General features: G+C 74.3%; 15 protein-coding genes and 1 pseudogene. 10 read left to right on the top strand and 6 right to left on the bottom strand.

Going from position 1 to position 15,261, the window contains the following annotated elements:
- Positions 1 to 196, bottom strand: a pseudogene (locus tag ACFVXK_RS30620) (cell division protein); the annotation flags it as partial.
- Between the two features lie 141 nt (positions 197 to 337).
- On the opposite strand from ACFVXK_RS30620, the gene ACFVXK_RS30615 reads away from it, so the two are divergent.
- From ACFVXK_RS30615 to ACFVXK_RS30605, 3 genes are all read left to right on the top strand, one after another.
- Positions 338 to 1,318: a helix-turn-helix domain-containing protein gene (locus ACFVXK_RS30615; protein WP_389617888.1), complete on the top strand. Its 981-nt coding sequence runs from the start codon at positions 338 to 340 to the stop codon at positions 1,316 to 1,318.
- Positions 1,319 to 1,342: 24 nt separating this feature from the next.
- Positions 1,343 to 1,825: a DUF456 domain-containing protein gene (locus ACFVXK_RS30610; protein ID WP_389617882.1), complete on the top strand. Its 483-nt coding sequence runs from the start codon at positions 1,343 to 1,345 to the stop codon at positions 1,823 to 1,825.
- A 137-nt stretch (positions 1,826 to 1,962) separates the two neighbouring features.
- On the top strand, positions 1,963 to 3,183 hold the full coding sequence (locus ACFVXK_RS30605) for a beta-ketoacyl-[acyl-carrier-protein] synthase family protein (protein WP_389617879.1): 1,221 nt from the start codon (positions 1,963 to 1,965) through the stop codon (positions 3,181 to 3,183).
- Positions 3,184 to 3,312: 129 nt separating this feature from the next.
- Here the strand turns inward: ACFVXK_RS30605 and rsgA are convergent, their stop codons facing one another.
- The 5 genes from rsgA to ACFVXK_RS30580 all read right to left on the bottom strand — a co-directional run bounded on the left by rsgA (position 3,313) and on the right by ACFVXK_RS30580 (position 8,221).
- The gene (gene rsgA / locus ACFVXK_RS30600; RefSeq protein WP_389617876.1) at positions 3,313 to 4,416 is read right to left on the bottom strand and encodes a ribosome small subunit-dependent GTPase A; all 1,104 of its coding nucleotides are present in this window, start codon (positions 4,414 to 4,416) and stop codon (positions 3,313 to 3,315) included.
- A 270-nt stretch (positions 4,417 to 4,686) separates the two neighbouring features.
- Positions 4,687 to 5,358, bottom strand: coding sequence for a response regulator (locus ACFVXK_RS30595; protein ID WP_389617873.1), 672 nt, complete (start codon positions 5,356 to 5,358; stop codon positions 4,687 to 4,689).
- Complete coding sequence (locus tag ACFVXK_RS30590; protein ID WP_389617870.1) at positions 5,355 to 6,446, bottom strand: sensor histidine kinase; 1,092 nt, start codon at positions 6,444 to 6,446, stop codon at positions 5,355 to 5,357. The genes ACFVXK_RS30595 and ACFVXK_RS30590 overlap by 4 nt, the downstream gene beginning before the upstream one ends.
- 58 nt (positions 6,447 to 6,504) lie before the next feature.
- Complete coding sequence (locus ACFVXK_RS30585; protein ID WP_389617867.1) at positions 6,505 to 6,969, bottom strand: hypothetical protein; 465 nt, start codon at positions 6,967 to 6,969, stop codon at positions 6,505 to 6,507.
- 127 nt (positions 6,970 to 7,096) lie between these two features.
- Positions 7,097 to 8,221: a YihY/virulence factor BrkB family protein gene (locus ACFVXK_RS30580; protein ID WP_358899149.1), complete on the bottom strand. Its 1,125-nt coding sequence runs from the start codon at positions 8,219 to 8,221 to the stop codon at positions 7,097 to 7,099.
- 17 nt (positions 8,222 to 8,238) lie between these two features.
- On the opposite strand from ACFVXK_RS30580, the gene ACFVXK_RS30575 reads away from it, so the two are divergent.
- The 7 genes from ACFVXK_RS30575 (at position 8,239) to ACFVXK_RS30545 (ending at position 15,235) form a co-directional block, all read left to right on the top strand.
- Complete coding sequence (locus ACFVXK_RS30575) at positions 8,239 to 9,882, top strand: acyl-CoA dehydrogenase family protein (protein ID WP_389617864.1); 1,644 nt, start codon at positions 8,239 to 8,241, stop codon at positions 9,880 to 9,882.
- A gap of 436 nt (positions 9,883 to 10,318) precedes the next feature.
- A complete protein-coding gene (locus tag ACFVXK_RS30570) occupies positions 10,319 to 11,575 on the top strand; it encodes a GAF domain-containing protein (protein WP_389617885.1) in 1,257 nt (418 codons plus the stop codon).
- A 21-nt stretch (positions 11,576 to 11,596) separates the two neighbouring features.
- The gene (locus ACFVXK_RS30565; protein WP_389617861.1) at positions 11,597 to 12,160 is read left to right on the top strand and encodes a GNAT family N-acetyltransferase; all 564 of its coding nucleotides are present in this window, start codon (positions 11,597 to 11,599) and stop codon (positions 12,158 to 12,160) included.
- A 188-nt stretch (positions 12,161 to 12,348) separates the two neighbouring features.
- Entirely contained in the window at positions 12,349 to 12,432 is an 84-nt protein-coding gene (locus ACFVXK_RS30560; RefSeq protein WP_358899165.1) for a putative leader peptide, read from the top strand.
- A 216-nt stretch (positions 12,433 to 12,648) separates the two neighbouring features.
- Complete coding sequence (locus ACFVXK_RS30555; RefSeq protein WP_389617858.1) at positions 12,649 to 14,355, top strand: nitrite/sulfite reductase; 1,707 nt, start codon at positions 12,649 to 12,651, stop codon at positions 14,353 to 14,355.
- Positions 14,352 to 14,531 (top strand): hypothetical protein, encoded by a 180-nt coding sequence (locus tag ACFVXK_RS30550; protein WP_355969574.1) that lies wholly within the window; start codon positions 14,352 to 14,354, stop codon positions 14,529 to 14,531. Before ACFVXK_RS30555 ends, ACFVXK_RS30550 begins: the two co-directional genes overlap by 4 nt.
- Complete coding sequence (locus ACFVXK_RS30545) at positions 14,528 to 15,235, top strand: phosphoadenylyl-sulfate reductase (RefSeq protein WP_389617854.1); 708 nt, start codon at positions 14,528 to 14,530, stop codon at positions 15,233 to 15,235. The genes ACFVXK_RS30550 and ACFVXK_RS30545 overlap by 4 nt, the downstream gene beginning before the upstream one ends.
- The last annotated feature ends 26 nt before the right edge of the window (positions 15,236 to 15,261 follow it).

Raw genomic sequence — 15,261 nt, 5'->3', positions numbered from 1 at the left:
GGGCCCCCGCCGCACGGGGGCCGGGGAGCCGCGGGGGCTCGGGCCCGGTCCCGGGCGGCGCCGGGCCGTCGTCGCCGACCAGGACCGACGCCGAGCGGAAGCGCTGGTCCAGCGTGTCCCCCGGGTCGGGTCCGGGCTCCGCGCCCGGGTCCTCGTACAGCTTCTGCCACCAGTCCTGCGCGCCCTGCTGACTCATGCCCTCATTGTCGGCCGCACCGGGCGGCGGAAAACCCCGAATGCACGAAAAGGTCCCCCGGTCCGGGGGCGTCACCTTGGCAAACGGGCCGGGCGTGCGGCGAAGATGGCCCGGAACGGCTCGGAGAGTGGGGTGGACGGGGTGCTGGGTGCCATAGGCCTGGACGAGGGGCAGGAGTCGGCGTACCGCGCGCTGGTCGCGCTGGGCGCGGCCGAGGCGGCGGACCTGGCCCGCCGGCTGACGCTGCCCGTGCCGCAGACGGAGCGGACCCTGCGGCGCCTGGAGCGGCAGGGGCTGGCGGCCCGCTCCCCGGCCCGTCCCGGCCGCTGGGTGGCGGCCCCGCCGGAGGTGGCCCTGGGCGCGCTCCTCACCCGCCAGCGGCAGGAGCTGGAGCAGGCCGAGCGGGCCGCGGAGCTGCTGGCGCGGGAGTACCGGGCGGAGCCCCGGGACGCGGTGGTGCACGACCTGGTGGAGGTGGTGACGGGCGCCAGCGCGGTCGCGCACCGCTTCCACCAGATCCAGCTCGGCGCGGTGCGCGAGGTGTGCTCGCTGTCCAGCGCCCGCCCGCTGGTCGTCTCGGGCATGGAGAACGAGCCGACGGAGGAGGAGGCCGCCGTGCGCGGCGTCGCCTACCGGGTGGTCATCGAGCGGGACGTGCTGGGCCTGCCCACCGGCATCCGGGAGGCGTCGACGGCGCTGGTGCGGGGCGCGGGGGTGCGGGTGACGGGCCGGGTGCCCACCAGCCTGGTCATCGCGGACCGCGCCCTCGCCATGGTGCCGCTGACGGCGCGCGGCGCGGAGCCGGCGGCGCTCGTCGTGCACGCCTCGGGGCTGCTGGAATCCCTGCTGGGGCTGTTCGAGGCGGTCTGGCACGACGCCGTCCCGCTCCGGCTGGGGACGACCGGGGCGCCGGAGGAGTCGGGCGGGGTGCCGGACACCACCGACCTGGAGATCCTCACCCTGCTGCTGGCCGGGATGACGGACTCGAGCGTGGCCAAGCACCTGGAGCTGGGCCTGCGCACGGTCCAGCGGCGGGTGAAGGGGCTGATGGAGCTGGCCGGGGTGACCACCCGGCTCCAGCTGGGCTGGCACGCGTACGAACGGGGCTGGGTGGCCCGGTAGCACCGCCTCGGGCACGCTGGGCGCATGGGTCTGCCTCAGCTGTTCCTGGTGGGGCTGGTCATGCTGCTCGGGTTGGTGGGGGTGCTGGTGCCCGGGGTGCCGGGGACCTGGCTGGTGTGGGCCGGGCTGCTGTCGTGGACGCTGCACGAGCGGACGGCACCGGCCTGGGGCCTGCTGGCCGGGGCGACGGCGCTGCTGCTGGTCGTCCAGCTGGTCAAGGGGTGCCTGCCGCCGCGGCGGCTGCGCGGGGTGGGGGTGACGCGCCGGATGGTGCGGTACGCCGGGGCCGGGGCGCTGGCCGGCTTCGTGCTGCTCCCGGTGGTGGGGGCGGTCCCGGGGTTCGTGGGCGGGATCTACCTGTACGAGCGGCGGCGGCTGGGTTCGCACGCGGAGGCGGTGGCCTCGGTGCGGGCGGTGATGCGGGCGGTGGGGACGAGCGTGCTGGTGGAGCTGACGGCCTGCCTGACGGTGGTCGCGGCGTGGGCGGTCACGGCCCTCGTGAGCTGACCACCACCATGGCCGAACCCTACAAAGTCATGATCGTGAATCGATTGATCGTCCCGCTCATGACCCGCACTCCGCCTTGACACAGTGGTGATCAGGCAGCCCGACCGGCTGTTGGATGACCACAAGGGGGATCCGTCATGGGCAAGGACATCAGCGGGGTCTGCGTCACCGGCCTGGGGGCCGTCACCCCGCTCGGCGGCGACGCGGGGACGACCTGGCAGGCGATGCTGCGCGGCGAGAACGGGATCCGCGCCATCGAGGAGGAGTGGGCCGCGTCGCTCCCCGTGCGCATCGCCGGGCGGGTGCGGCGGGACCCGGCCGAGGTGCTGGACCGGGTGCGGGCGCGGCGCTTGGACCGGTGCGAGCAGTTCGCTCTGGTCGCCGCCCGCGAGGCGTGGGCCGACGCGGGACGGCCGGAGGTGGAGCCGGAACGGCTCGCCGTGGTGATCGGCACCGGCACCGGCGGGGCGCTGACCCTGCTCGGGCAGGACGACGTGCTGGAGGCGTCCGGGGTTCGCAAGGTCTCCCCGCACACCGTGCCGATGCTGATGGCCAACGGCCCGGCGGCCTGGGTGTCCATCGAGCTCGGCGCGCGCGGCGGGGCGCACACCCCGGTCAGCGCCTGCGCCTCCGGCGGGGAGGCCCTGGCGCTCGCCCTGGACCTGATCCGGCTCGGCCGGGCCGACGTGGTGGTCGCCGGCGGCACGGAAGCCTGTGTGCACCCGCTGCCGCTGGCCGGGTTCGCTCAGGCCAGGGCGCACTCGACGCGCAACGACGCCCCCGGGGCGGCCTCCCGCCCCTTCGACACCGGCCGCGACGGGTTCGTCATCGGCGAGGGCGCGGGGCTGCTCGTCCTGGAGCGGGCGGAGTTCGCGGCGGCCCGCGGGGCCCGGGTGTACGCACGGCTGGCGGGGGCCGGGGTGACCTCGGACGCCCACCACATCACCGCCGCGCACGCGCCGGGGCAGGTGCGCGCGATCCGGACCGCGCTGGCCTCGGCCGGGCTCGGCCCGGCCGACGTCGCGCTCGTCCACGCGCACGCGACGTCGACGCAGGCGGGCGACCTGGTGGAGGCCCGGTCGGTCGCGGAGGCGGTCGGCACGCACGCGGCCGTGACCGCGACCAAGTCCATGACGGGGCACCTGTTCGGGGCGGCGGGCGCGCTGGGGGCCCTCGTGGCGGTCATGGCCGTGCACGAGGGGGTGGTCCCGCCGACCCGCAACCTGGAGTCCCAGGACCCGGGGATCGGACTGGACGTGGTCGCGGGCGCCGCCCGCCGCATGCCCGTGCCCGCGGCGCTGGCGAACGCGTTCGGCTTCGGCGGGCACAACGCCGCCCTGCTGTTCACGTCCGCCTGACCGCGGGCTTGCCGGGGACTCCGCCCCTGACCCCGCACGGGCGCTGCGCGCCCGCGCCTCACACCCCGGCGGGGCCGTGCACAGCCCCGCCGGGGTCCGGGGGCGGCGCCCCCGGGGAGTAGCCGCGGGTCAGGCGCGGCCGCCCCGCTTGGCGGCGTGGTTGGCGCGGCCCTCCGCGGACTTGGCGCGCCAGTCGCGGCGGATCTCCGCCCTCAGGCGGGCGTCCGTCTTGGCCACGATGCGCTGGTTCTCGCGCAGCAGCTTGCGGTAGCTCTCCAGACGGCGCTCCGGGAGCGTCCCGTCGGCCGCCGCCGCGAGGACGGCGCAGCCCGGCTCCGCCTCGTGCGCGCAGTCGTGGAAGCGGCAGTCGGCGGCGAGGTCCTCGATCTCCGAGAACACCTGTCCCACCCCCGCCTCCGCGTCGAAGAGGCCGACGCCCCGCAGTCCCGGGGTGTCGATCAGGACGCCCCCGCCCGGGAGGGCGAGCAGGTTGCGGGTGGTGGTGGTGTGGCGGCCCTTGCCGTCGACGTCGCGGGTCGCCTGGACGTCCATGACGTCCTCGCCGAGCAGGGCGTTGGCCAGGGTGGACTTGCCCGCGCCGGAGATCCCGAGGAGGACGCTGGTCCCACCGGACACGACCGCCGCGAGGACGTCCGTGCCCTCCCCCGTGTGGGAGGAGACGGTGAGGACCTGGACGCCGGGCGCGGTGGTCTCCACGTCGCGGACGAGGTAGGCGAGCGTGTCCGGGTCCGGGACCAGGTCGGCCTTGGTCAGCACGACCAGCGGCTGGGCGCCCGACTCCCACGCCAGGGCGAGGAAGCGTTCGATCCGGCCGAGGTCGAGCTCGACGGCCAGCGAGACCGCGATGATCGCGTGGTCGACGTTGGCGGCGAGGATCTGCCCCTCGGACCGCTGCGAGGAGGTGGACCGCACGAAGGCGGTGCGCCGCGGCAGGTAGGACTTCACGTAGCGCGGGTTGCCGGTCGCCTCGACGGCGGCCCAGTCGCCCGTGCAGATGACCCGGAGCGGGTCGTGGGGGGTCACGAAGGCGGTGTCGGCGCGGACCACGCCGTCCTCGGTCATGACGTCGCACTGGCCCCGGTCGACGCGGACGACCCGGCCGGGAAGGAGTCCTTCGGCGGCGTACGGGGCGAACTCGGCGGCCCAGGCCTCGTCCCAGCCGTAGGCGGCGAGGGCGTGCGGGCGTACGGAAAGGGAGGAGGAGAGAGTCAAGGGGAACCCTTCACAGGGTGGCCCCGGCAGGGCGCGCACGGCGGCGCGCGGAGAGGTGTGAGGTCAGCCGGAGACCACGGGGGCGGAAACAAAGATGAACTCCTGAACGCGGGCAGCGCCCGTCACCGTGACAGTCATCGGCGTTCTCACCTCCTGCTGGGTCCTCGACGAGCCGACTCGGCTCTCCCGGAAGGCGGTTGGGTCCCGCGCTTTCCGTCTCCGGAACCATAACGCGGCCCTCTCGGGCCGCACCACCGAATTAAACCGGCGTCAGTCGGCCGGGGTCGCCAGCCCGTGGCGGTAGGCGTAGCGCACGGCCTGGGCGCGGTCGCGGACCCCGGTCTTGGCGAAGAGGTTGTTGATGTGCGTCTTGACGGTGGATTCGCCGATGGTGAGCCGCCGGGCGATCTCGGAGTTGGAGCGCCCCTCGGCGATCAGCGCGAGCACCTCGCCCTCACGCACCGTCAGGCCGTCGGGCAGGGAGTCCCCCCGGGGCTTCGGCTGCGGTCCGGCGAGGGCCGCGACGAGCCGCTCCTGGGCCGCGGGGCCGAGGCTGGTGGCGCCGTCGCGCACGGCGGCCAGGGCGCGGGCGATCTCCGCCGCGTCGGCGTCCTTGGTGAGGTAGCCGCGGGCGCCGGCCTTGAGGGCGTCCAGGACGGAGGTGTCGTCGCTGTAGGTGGTGAGGACGACGACCCCGGTGCCGGGGTGCTTGCCGGTGATCAGCCGGGTGGCCTCCACGCCGTCCATGCGGGGCATGCGCAGGTCCATCAGGACCACGTCGGGGGCGTGTGCGGCGACGAGCCGGACGGCCTCGGCGCCGTCGGCGGCCGCGGCGACCACCTCGGTGCCGGGCAGCAGTCCCAGCAGCAGGACGAGCCCTTCCCGTACGACGGTCTGGTCGTCGGCCACGACCACGCGGATCGGGGGCCGGGTGTCGGTCACGGTGCGAGGGGTCCTTCCAGACGGACGCGGAAGCCGGGGCCGTACGGCCCGGCGTCGAGGGAGGCGCCGATGAGTTCGGCCCGTTCGGCCATCCCGACCAGGCCGTATCCGCCGCCGGTGGCGGCGTGCGGGGCGGGTCCGGCGCCGCCGGAGTCGGTGACGCACAGCTCGTAGCGGCCGCCGGCGCAGGAGAGGGTCATCTCCACGTCGGCCCCGGCGGCGTGCTTGCGGGCGTTGGTCAGGGCCTCCTGCGCGGTGCGGACGACGGCGAGGGCCGCCTCGGGCGGCAGCGGGAGCGGCCCGGCCGCGACGGTGAGGGCGCACCCGGCGCCGGTGGTGCGGCGGTACTCCTCGGCGAGGGCGGCGAGGGCCTCCCGCGGGGCGGGGGCGTCGCCGCGCAGCACGGCGACGGCCCGGCGGGTCTCCTCCAGCCCGCCCTTGGCGAGGGCGCGGGCCCGTTCGACCAGGACCCCGGCCTCCTCGTAGCGGCCGGCCGCCAGGGTCAGCCGGGCGCTCTCCAGGTGGATGACCTGGGCGGAGAGGGAGTGCGCGAGGATGTCGTGGACCTCCCGGGCCACGTGCGCCCGCTCGGCCAGCAGGGCGCGCTGCCGCTCGGACTCGGCGGCGGCGCGCCGGGAGCGGCCGGCCCGGACGTAGGCGAACATCCCGCAGAGGCCGACGACGTTCCAGAGTTCGACGGGGTCGCGGGAGCGCAGCAGGGTGACGGCGGCGGCCGCGGCCGACCCGGCGGCGAGGAGGGAGCCGGCGGGGAGCGCCCCGAGGCGGGCGGCGGCGAAGCCGCACACGGTGAAGACGAGGACCACCCAGGGGGTGGCGGGCGCCAGCAGGCCGGTGGCGCCCGCGGCGACCAGGGCGGCGCCGAGGGTCCACGCCCCGGCGCGGGGGCGGCCGTCGAGGAGGGCGGCGCCGAGGACGGTCAGGGCGAGGCCCGCCAGGGCGCACGCGAGGGCGGGGGCGCCGGGCGGGGGCGTGAGCAGGCCGTGCACGAACCAGACGAGCAGCGCCGCCTGGACGGCCGTCCTGACGTGGGTGTTCGTGAGCGTGGGCAGGGCGCGTGACAGGGACATCCCGGCCCACTCTAGCCAGGCCGGTCCGCCGGTCGCGGAGTGCATCGGAAGGGGGCCTTCAGGCCGCTGCGGGGACCTTGTGGGAGCGGGCGGCCAGGGCCAGGCCCTGGGCCAGGATCCAGCTCGCGAGGGTGATGAGGAGGGCGCCGTTCGTAACGGGGACGCCCACGGCGAGGCCGAGGAGGGCGAGGCCGGCCCGGGTGGCGAGGGAGAGCCCGAGCAGGGCGAGGACGGTGCGGTTGCCCTTGGCCCAGAGGGTGCCGTCGGGCTCCCGCCACAGGGTCATGGCGCGGCCCATGAGGTGGCCGGTGGCGAAGGCGGCGGCGACCCCGGCGGCGAGCAGCAGGACGCCGGGCACCGGGTGGGCGGGGGCGACCAGTCCGCCCTCGGCCACACCGGCGGCGGCGAGGATCGCGGGCAGCACCCAGAGGCGCTCCTGGTCCTTGACGGGCCGTCCGCCGAACCTGCGTACGAGGACGACGGCGACGACCAGCGCGATGACGAGAACACGTGCGATGTCCATGCCCCCACGCTAGGAACGGGCCGCGTCCCTGTGATCGGCGCCGGGGTGGATCCCGGGTGGAGGTTCCCCCTCCACCCGGGGGTGGAGAGGGCCGGTACACGCCCCCGGCGTAGGCCGGGGCCCGTGGTCAGTGTTTGCGCAGGCGGGAGGTGTAGTCGTCGGGGGGCAGGAAGTTCGACCAGCGTTCGGGGAACTCGGAGGGCATCCCGGCGTCCTCGTCGTCCTCGGACTCCCCCTCGGCCAGGGCCCGCCAGGCGGCGGCCCGGGCGACGAGCTGGGCGGCCTCGGCCTCGCGGACGCGTTCGTTGGCCTCGCGGGCGGCGGCGGTGGCCACCGAGGGCCACACGCGGTCGATGGCGGCGTTGACGGCGGCGCCGACGAGCACCGCGAAGGCCGAGATGCCGATCCACAGCAGGACGGCCACCGGGGCGGCCAGGGACCCGTAGATGGTCGGGCCCTCCACCGTGTTGGTGAGGTAGATCCGCAGCAGGAACGAGCCGAGCACCCACATGGCGAGGGCGACGAGCGCGCCGGGGACGTCCTCGATCCAGGGCGAGCGGACGGGGACGGAGACGTGGTACAGCGTGGTCAGGAAGGCGATGGAGAGCAGGGTGACCACCGGCCAGTACAGGACGGCGATCACCTCGGTGCTCCAGGGCACCAGCCGGACGACGGCGTCGGGGCCGACGACCATCAGCGGCAGCACGATCGCGCCGATCACCAGGGCGACGACGTAGAGGAGGAAGGCGAGCAGCCGGGTCTTGACGATGCCGCGCTGTCCGTCGAGCCCGTACATGACGGTGATGGTGTCGATGAAGACGTTGACGGCGCGGGAGCCGGACCACAGGGCGAAGGCGAAGCCGAGGGAGATCAGGTCGGGGCGGCCCTCGCGGGTGACGTCGTCGAGCATCGGCCGGGCGATGTCGTTGACGCCCCGGTCGGACAGGACGGTGCCGACGGCGCGCAGGATGTTCTCCTCGATGCTGGCCACGGACTGGGTGTTGGTCCAGCCGTCCACGTAGCCGAGCAGGCCCAGCAGGCCGAGGAAGAGCGGGGGCAGGGACAGGAGGGTGAAGAAGGCGGCTTCGGCGGCGAGCCCGAGGATCCGGTACTCGATGCACGAGTTGACCGTGTCCTTGAGGAGCAGCCAGCCCATCTTGCGCTTGGAGACGTTGCGGTAGAGGACGCGGGCCCGGTGGAGCCTGCCGGGCCGTGCCGGGGTCCCTTCGGGTGTTTCTTTTGCTGGCTGCACGTCCTTACCGTAGCCGCATGGCAGCCACCACCCACACAGTCAGCAACCAGGCCCCGCCGCTCGTCGGGTACGAGGTCTACCTCGGCGACCGGGCCCTGACCGAGGGGGTGGAGCGGCACCTCGCCGACGCGGCTCCCGGCGTCCGGGACGAGGTGCGGCGGGAGCTCACCGATCTGGGGCGCGCCGCCGGGTCGGCGCAGGCCCAGCGGTGGGCCCGGGAGGCGGACGGGAACCCGCCGGTGCTGCGGACGCACGACCGCTACGGGCACCGGATCGACGAGGTGGAGTTCCACCCGGCGTGGCACCGGCTGCTGGGGCACGCGGTGGGCGCGGGGCTGACCGACGCCTGGGGGCGGCCGTCGGGGCACCTGCGGCGGACGGCGGGCTTCTTCGTGTGGTCGCAGGCGGAGGCGGGGCACGGCTGCCCGGTGTCGATGACGCACGCGGCGGTGCCGGCGCTGCGCGCGGATCCGGAGCTGGCCGCCCAGTGGGAGCCGCTGCTGACCGCGCACGTGTACGAGGAGGGGCTGCGCCCGCCGGCGGACAAGGCGGGGGTGCTGTTCGGGATGGCGATGACGGAGAAGCAGGGGGGCAGCGACGTACGGGCGAACACGACGTCGGCGGTCGCGCTGGACGCCTCCGGGGAGTACCTGCTGACCGGGCACAAGTGGTTCTGTTCGGCGCCGATGTCGGACGGCTTCCTGGTGCTGGCGCAGGCTCCGGGAGGGCTGACCTGTTTCCTGGTGCCGCGGGTGCTGCCGGACGGGACGCGCAACGCGTTCGCGGTCCAGCGGCTGAAGGAGAAGCTGGGGAACCGGTCGAACGCGTCGGCGGAGATCGAGTTCGACGGGACCTGGGCGCGGCGCGTGGGCGAGGAGGGCCGGGGGGTGCGGACCGTCATCGGGATGGTCGCGGCGACCCGGATGGACTGCGTGACCGGTTCGGCCGCGTTGATGCGGCAGGCGCTGACGCAGGCCGTTCACCATGCGGAGCACCGCTCTGCTTTCGGAGCGCCGCTCATCGACCAGCCGCTGATGCGCAACGTCCTCGCCGACCTCGCGCTGGAGTCGGAGGCGGCGACCGCCCTGACCCTGCGCCTGGCGGCGGCGTCCGACGCGGGCACGGAGCAGGAGCGGGCCTTCCTGCGGCTGGCGGTGCCCGCGGCGAAGTACTGGGTGACCAAGCGCTGTACGCCGATGGTGGCGGAGGCACTGGAGTGTCTGGGGGGCAACGGCTACGTAGAGGAGTCCGGACTGCCGAGACTGCTGCGCGAATCCCCGGTGAACTCCATCTGGGAGGGCTCGGGCAACGTCCAGTCGCTGGACGTGCTGCGCGCCCTCCAGCGGGAGCCCCGGGCGCTGAACGCCTTCCTCCGGGAGATCGGCCTGGCCCGGGGCGCCGACCACCGCCTCGACGCGGCCGTCAGGGAGCTGTTCACGGAGCTCGCGGACCTGGAGGGGATCGAGGGGCGGGCGCGCCGGGTGGTGGAGCGGATGGCGCTGGTGCTGCAGGGTTCGCTGCTGGTGCGCTTCGCGCCGTCGCAGGTGGCCGACGCCTTCTGCGCGTCGCGGCTCGGCGGCGACTGGGGGTCGGCGTTCGGGACGCTGCCGAACACCCTGGACCTGGCCGCGGTGGTGGCACGGGCGCGGATCGCGGGCTGAACGCGGTCCCCTGACCGCTGCGGTTCGCGCGGTTCCCCGTTGGTCCCCAAACCAGCGGACCGCGGGGCCGCGGCAGTCCCCAAACCACCGCGACCTTGAACCGTTCAGCGCCGGGATCCGAACCCGTCCAGGTGGGAACGGGGGTGGCGCCGCGCCGACTCGGCACCACCCCTGATCCCAAGAGCCCCGAGGAAGGAGCTGTCACGCCGCTCTGCGGCATGCCGATAGTTTCGGTCGGACGACCGGGGGTTGGCGAGAGTTGCATACCGTTGCAACCCTTCGGTCGACAGGTGGTCGCAGGTGCCCACCGCACGTGCCCGGGGAAGGGTCACGCGCGCCGGCCTCGGCGGTTTCCGCAGTACGTCCTGTTCAGCACGGGGAGGTTCCGGTGGCCAACACCGCAGGCAGCACGGCCGACGTGGCGCGCATCTCGGCCATGGACGCGCGGGAGGCCGCGCGTCTGCTCAAGGGGGTACGGGCGGCGGCGCTGGCCGGGGACCGCCCGCCGGCCGCCCCGCGCCCGGAGATCGCCGAGTCCTGGCGGCGGATGATGGCCGGCGGGGTGCACCCGGACCGGGACGCGCGCTCGCGGGTGCTGTCGGCCGCCGAGACCGAGGAGCGGCGGCAGGTCTCGCCGCTGCGGGAGATCCTGCCCGTGCTGCGCGAGGGGCTGCTGCCCGAGCTGGACGAGTCCCTGCACATCATGGTCGTCGCCGACGCCGACGGGCGGCTGCTGTGGCGGGAGGGGCACAGCAGCATCCTGCGCAAGGCGGACCGGCTGGGCTTCGCGGTGGGCGCCGACTGGGACGAGGCCGTGGTCGGCACGAACGGGGTGGGCACCTCGCTGGTGACCCGGCGGCCGGTGCAGGTGTTCTCGGCGGAGCACTTCGTCTCCAGCCACCACGACTGGACCTGCGCCGGGGCCCCCGTGCACGACCCCCGGGACGGGCAGCTGCTGGGCGTGGTCGACGTCAGCGGGCCGCTGGCCACCATGCACCCGGCGACGCTGGCCTGGGTCAGCTCGGTGGCCCGGCTGGCCGAGCGCGAGCTGCGGGTGCGCCACCTGGAGTCCCTGGAGCGGCTGCGGGCGGTGGCGGCGCCGCTGCTGGCCCGGCTGCCGGGGCGGGCGGTGGCCGTGGACCCGCACGGCTGGACGGCGGCGGTGACGGGGCTGGCGCCCGCGGACCGGGTGCAGCTGCCGAAGGCGCTGGGCCCCGGGCGGCTGTGGATCCCGCAGCTGGGCGACTGCGTGGCCGAGCCGCTGCCCGGGGGCTGGCTGCTGCGCCTGGCGGAGCGTTCGGCGGCCGCGGGGGCGAGCCGGGTGGTGCTGGACCTGAGCCGGCCCCGCTCCTGGTCGGCGACGGTGTACGGGGCGGCGGGCAGCTGGTCCCAGGAGCTGAGCCCGCGCCACGCGGAGCTGCTGTTCCTGCTGGCGCAGACCCCGCGCGGGCGGACGGCGGCGGAGCTGGCGGAGGAGCTGTTCGGCGACCCCACCCGCACGGTGACGGTCCGCGCCGAGCTCTCCCGGGTCCGCCGCCACCTCGCCGGGGTGCTGAGCCACCGGCCGTACCGGTTCGCGGAGGACGTGGAGGTGGAGCTGATCCGCCCGCAGGACCCGGCGGCGCTGCTGCCGCACTCCACGGCCCCCGGGGTGGTCCGGGCCCGGCTGGGCCTCGGCGGCCCCTGGGGATAGGGGTGTGGTTCCCTGAACCGCATGAGCACCATCACACTGACCACCTGGTCCCTTGAGATGACCTCGCCGGACGACCTCGTACCGGCGGCGATACCCGGCCCGGAGATCACCGTCGCCCGGGCCGAGGTCCCGTCGCCGGAGTTCAGCCGGTTCCTGTACGCCTCGGTGGGCGGGGACATCCACTGGACGGACCGGCTGTCGCTGACCCGGGCGGAGTGGGTGGCACAGCTGGACCGGCCGGGCGTGGAGACCTGGGTGGCGTACGACCGGGGCACCCCGGCGGGGTACATCGAGCTGGACCCGCAGCCGGACGGTGTGGTGGAGATCATGTACTTCGGGCTGCTGCCGGACTTCCGGGGCCGCCGCATCGGCGGGCACCTGCTGACGCTGGGCACGGCCCGCGCGTGGGACCTCGCGCAGCGGTGGCCGGGGCTGGAGCCCACCCGCCGGGTGTGGGTCCACACCTGCAGCCAGGACGGGCCTACGGCGATGGACAACTACCAGCGCCGCGGCTTCAAGGTCTTCAAGACGGAAACGGAAGAGAAGCAGGACACCCCGACCCCCGGCCCCTGGCCGGGCGCGTAGCACCCCCGCCCCTTCGTTCCACGAGGCCCCGCACCCGCCGCCCCGGCTCCCGGGGCGGTGCGGGCGGGGCGGGAACGGAAGACCCGTGCGGCGTGACCCCCGTCACGCGGTCTCATGATTCGGGACCAGTTCGTCCGCATGATGGACAGTAGTGGACTCCTCCAATCGGCCCGTGCCACGCTTCGGCCATGAATGGAGCTGGAATCGCCTTGGTGAGTCGACGTCACGTCGACCTCGGCCGCATGTCCAGCGCCATGTGTCGCGCGAGCTGACGGAACCAGCCACCGCCGCACGTCGCCGCCGTCCCCGCCGCCGCGGACGCGTCGACCCCCTGCAAGCCCCCTGAAGGCCGAACACCGCCCCCGCATGCCGGAAACCCCGACAAAAGGGCGGATATCGACCACACCTGCTCGGAGATTCCAGCCTGACAGGGGCGCGCCGCCGCTCCCCTGCCCTGCCTCGAGCCGTTGAAGAAGGACGTACCCGCCATGGCCGCCACCCCCGAAACGCCCGCAGCCGCCCCCGCAGCCGCCGCGCGCCGCAAGACCGGCCGTCACCGCGGTGAGGGCCAGTGGGCCGTCGGACACCACACCCCGCTCAACGGCAACGAGCAGTTCAAGAAGGACGACGACGGTCTCAACGTGCGGACGCGCATTGAGACGATCTACTCCAAGGCGGGCTTCGACTCGATCGACCCCAACGACCTGCGCGGCCGTATGCGCTGGTGGGGCCTCTACACCCAGCGCAAGCCCGGGATCGACGGCGGCAAGACCGCGATCCTGGAGCCGGAGGAGCTGGACGACAAGTACTTCATGCTGCGCGTCCGCATCGACGGCGGCCGGCTGACCACCGAGCAGCTCCGCGTCGTCGGCGAGATCTCCGAGGAGTTCGCGCGCGGCACCGCCGACCTCACCGACCGCCAGAACGTGCAGTACCACTGGATCCGGATCGAGGACGTCCCCGAGATCTGGCGCCGCCTGGAGGCCGTCGGACTGTCCACCACCGAGGCCTGCGGTGACACGCCCCGCGTCATCCTCGGCTCGCCCGTCGCCGGCATCGCCCAGGACGAGATCATCGACGGCACCCCCGCCATCGACGAGATCTACCGCCGCATCGTCGGCAACCCGGACTTCTCCAACCTGCCCCGCAAGTTCAAGTCCGCGATCTCCGGCTCGCCCCTGCTCGACGTGGCGCACGAGATCAACGACATCGCCTTCGTCGGCGTGAACCACCCGGAGCACGGCCCCGGCTTCGACGTCTGGGTCGGCGGCGGCCTGTCCACCAACCCCAAGCTGGGCGTCCGCCTGGGCACCTGGGTCTCCCTCGACGAGGTCCCGGACGTCTACGAGGGCGTCATCTCGATCTTCCGCGACTACGGCTACCGGCGCCTGCGCACCCGCGCCCGCCTGAAGTTCCTCGTCGCCGACTGGGGCGCGGCCAAGTTCCGCCAGGTCCTGGAGGACGAGTACCTGAAGCGCAAGCTGTCCGACGGCCCCGCGCCCGAGCAGCCCAGCGGCCAGTGGCGCGACCACGTCGGCGTGCACCAGCAGCAGGACGGCAAGTTCTACGTCGGCTTCGCGCCCCGCGTCGGCCGTGTCGACGGCGCCACCCTGACCAAGATCGCGGACATCGCCGAGCAGCACGGCTCCGGCCGCCTGCGCACCACCGCCGAGCAGAAGATGATCGTCCTCGACATCGAGGCCGACAAGGTCGACTCCCTCGTCGGGGCGCTGGAGGCGCTGGACCTGCGGGTCAAGCCGTCCCCGTTCCGGCGCGGCACGATGGCCTGCACCGGCATCGAGTTCTGCAAGCTGGCCATCGTCGAGACCAAGGGCCGCGGCGCGTCCCTGATCGACGAACTGGAGCGCCGCCTGCCGGACTTCGCCGAGCCGCTCACCATCAACATCAACGGCTGCCCGAACGCCTGCGCCCGTATCCAGGTGGCGGACATCGGTCTCAAGGGCCAGCTGGTCCTGGACGACGAGGGCAACCAGGTCGAGGGCTACCAGGTCCACCTGGGCGGTGCCCTGGGCCTGGAGGCCGGCTTCGGCCGCAAGGTCCGCGGCCTCAAGGTCACCTCGGCCGGACTGCCCGACTACGTCGAGCGGGTCGTCAAGCGCTTCGAGGAGGAGCGCGAGGACGGCGAGCGCTTCGCCGCCTGGGTCGGCCGCGCGAGCGACGAGAGCCTCTCATGAGCGAGCGCGCCGCACCGTTCTACTGCCCGTACTGCGGCGACGAGGACCTGTTTCCCCACGAGACGGGCCACGGCGCCTGGGAATGCAGGGCCTGCAACCGAGCCTTCCAGCTGAAGTACCTCGGGCTGCTGGCCCGGGGTGTTCGGACCGAATCCGCTGGAGGGGACGAGATATGACCACCGTTCAAGACACGCGTCTCACGGAACTGAAGGAACTCGCCGAGCGGGCGGGCCGGGAGCTCGAGGACGCCTCCGCCCTGGAGGTCCTCACCTGGGCCGCGGAGACCTTCGGCCCGAAGTTCTGCGTCACCTCCTCCATGGAGGACGCGGTGGTCGCCCACCTCGCCTCCCGCGCCTTCCCCGGCGTGGACGTGGTGTTCCTCGACACCGGCTACCACTTCGAGGAGACCATCGGCACCCGCGACGCGGTCGAGGCCGTGATGGACGTCAAGGTCATCACCCTCACCCCGCGCCAGACGGTCGCCGAACAGGACGCCGAGTACGGGCCGAAGCTGCACGACCGCGACCCGGACCTGTGCTGCGCCCTGCGCAAGGTCAAGCCCCTCGAAGAGGGCCTGACCGCGTACGAGGCGTGGGCGACGGGCCTGCGCCGCGACGAGTCCCCCACCCGGGCGAACACCCCGGTGGTCGGCTGGGACGACAAGCGGCAGAAGGTCAAGGTCTCGCCGATCGCCCGCTGGACCCAGGACGACGTGGACGCGTACGTCGCCGAGCACGGGGTCCTGACCAACCCGCTGCTGATGGACGGTTACACCTCCGTCGGCTGCGCCCCCTGCACCCGCCGGGTCGCGGAGGGCGAGGACGTCCGGGCCGGCCGCTGGGCCGGGCGCGGCAAGACCGAGTGCGGACTGCACGGCTGATGACCACCAGATCTACGGACACCACG

It is taken from the genome of Streptomyces sp. NPDC058157 (assembly GCF_042884105.1).
In the GTDB taxonomy this organism is placed as follows: domain Bacteria; phylum Actinomycetota; class Actinomycetes; order Streptomycetales; family Streptomycetaceae; genus Streptomyces.
Note: the sequence above shows the minus strand (reverse complement) of the source record. Positions and strands in the feature narration are given on the sequence as shown.

Bases quoted from the DNA above. Each gene is read 5' to 3' on its own strand.
- ACFVXK_RS30610 (WP_389617882.1), top strand. From the start codon at position 1,343: ATGGGTCTGCCTCAGCTGTTCCTGGTGGGGCTGGTCATGCTGCTCGGG.
- ACFVXK_RS30605 (WP_389617879.1), top strand. From the start codon at position 1,963: ATGGGCAAGGACATCAGCGGGGTCTGCGTCACCGGCCTGGGGGCCGTC.
- ACFVXK_RS30590 (WP_389617870.1), bottom strand. From the start codon at position 6,446: ATGTCCCTGTCACGCGCCCTGCCCACGCTCACGAACACCCACGTCAGG.
- ACFVXK_RS30585 (WP_389617867.1), bottom strand. From the start codon at position 6,969: ATGGACATCGCACGTGTTCTCGTCATCGCGCTGGTCGTCGCCGTCGTC.
- ACFVXK_RS30575 (WP_389617864.1), top strand. From the start codon at position 8,239: ATGGCAGCCACCACCCACACAGTCAGCAACCAGGCCCCGCCGCTCGTC.
- ACFVXK_RS30570 (WP_389617885.1), top strand. From the start codon at position 10,319: ATGGACGCGCGGGAGGCCGCGCGTCTGCTCAAGGGGGTACGGGCGGCG.
- ACFVXK_RS30565 (WP_389617861.1), top strand. From the start codon at position 11,597: ATGAGCACCATCACACTGACCACCTGGTCCCTTGAGATGACCTCGCCG.
- ACFVXK_RS30560 (WP_358899165.1), top strand. From the start codon at position 12,349: ATGAATGGAGCTGGAATCGCCTTGGTGAGTCGACGTCACGTCGACCTC.
- ACFVXK_RS30555 (WP_389617858.1), top strand. From the start codon at position 12,649: ATGGCCGCCACCCCCGAAACGCCCGCAGCCGCCCCCGCAGCCGCCGCG.
- ACFVXK_RS30550 (WP_355969574.1), top strand. From the start codon at position 14,352: ATGAGCGAGCGCGCCGCACCGTTCTACTGCCCGTACTGCGGCGACGAG.
- ACFVXK_RS30545 (WP_389617854.1), top strand. From the start codon at position 14,528: ATGACCACCGTTCAAGACACGCGTCTCACGGAACTGAAGGAACTCGCC.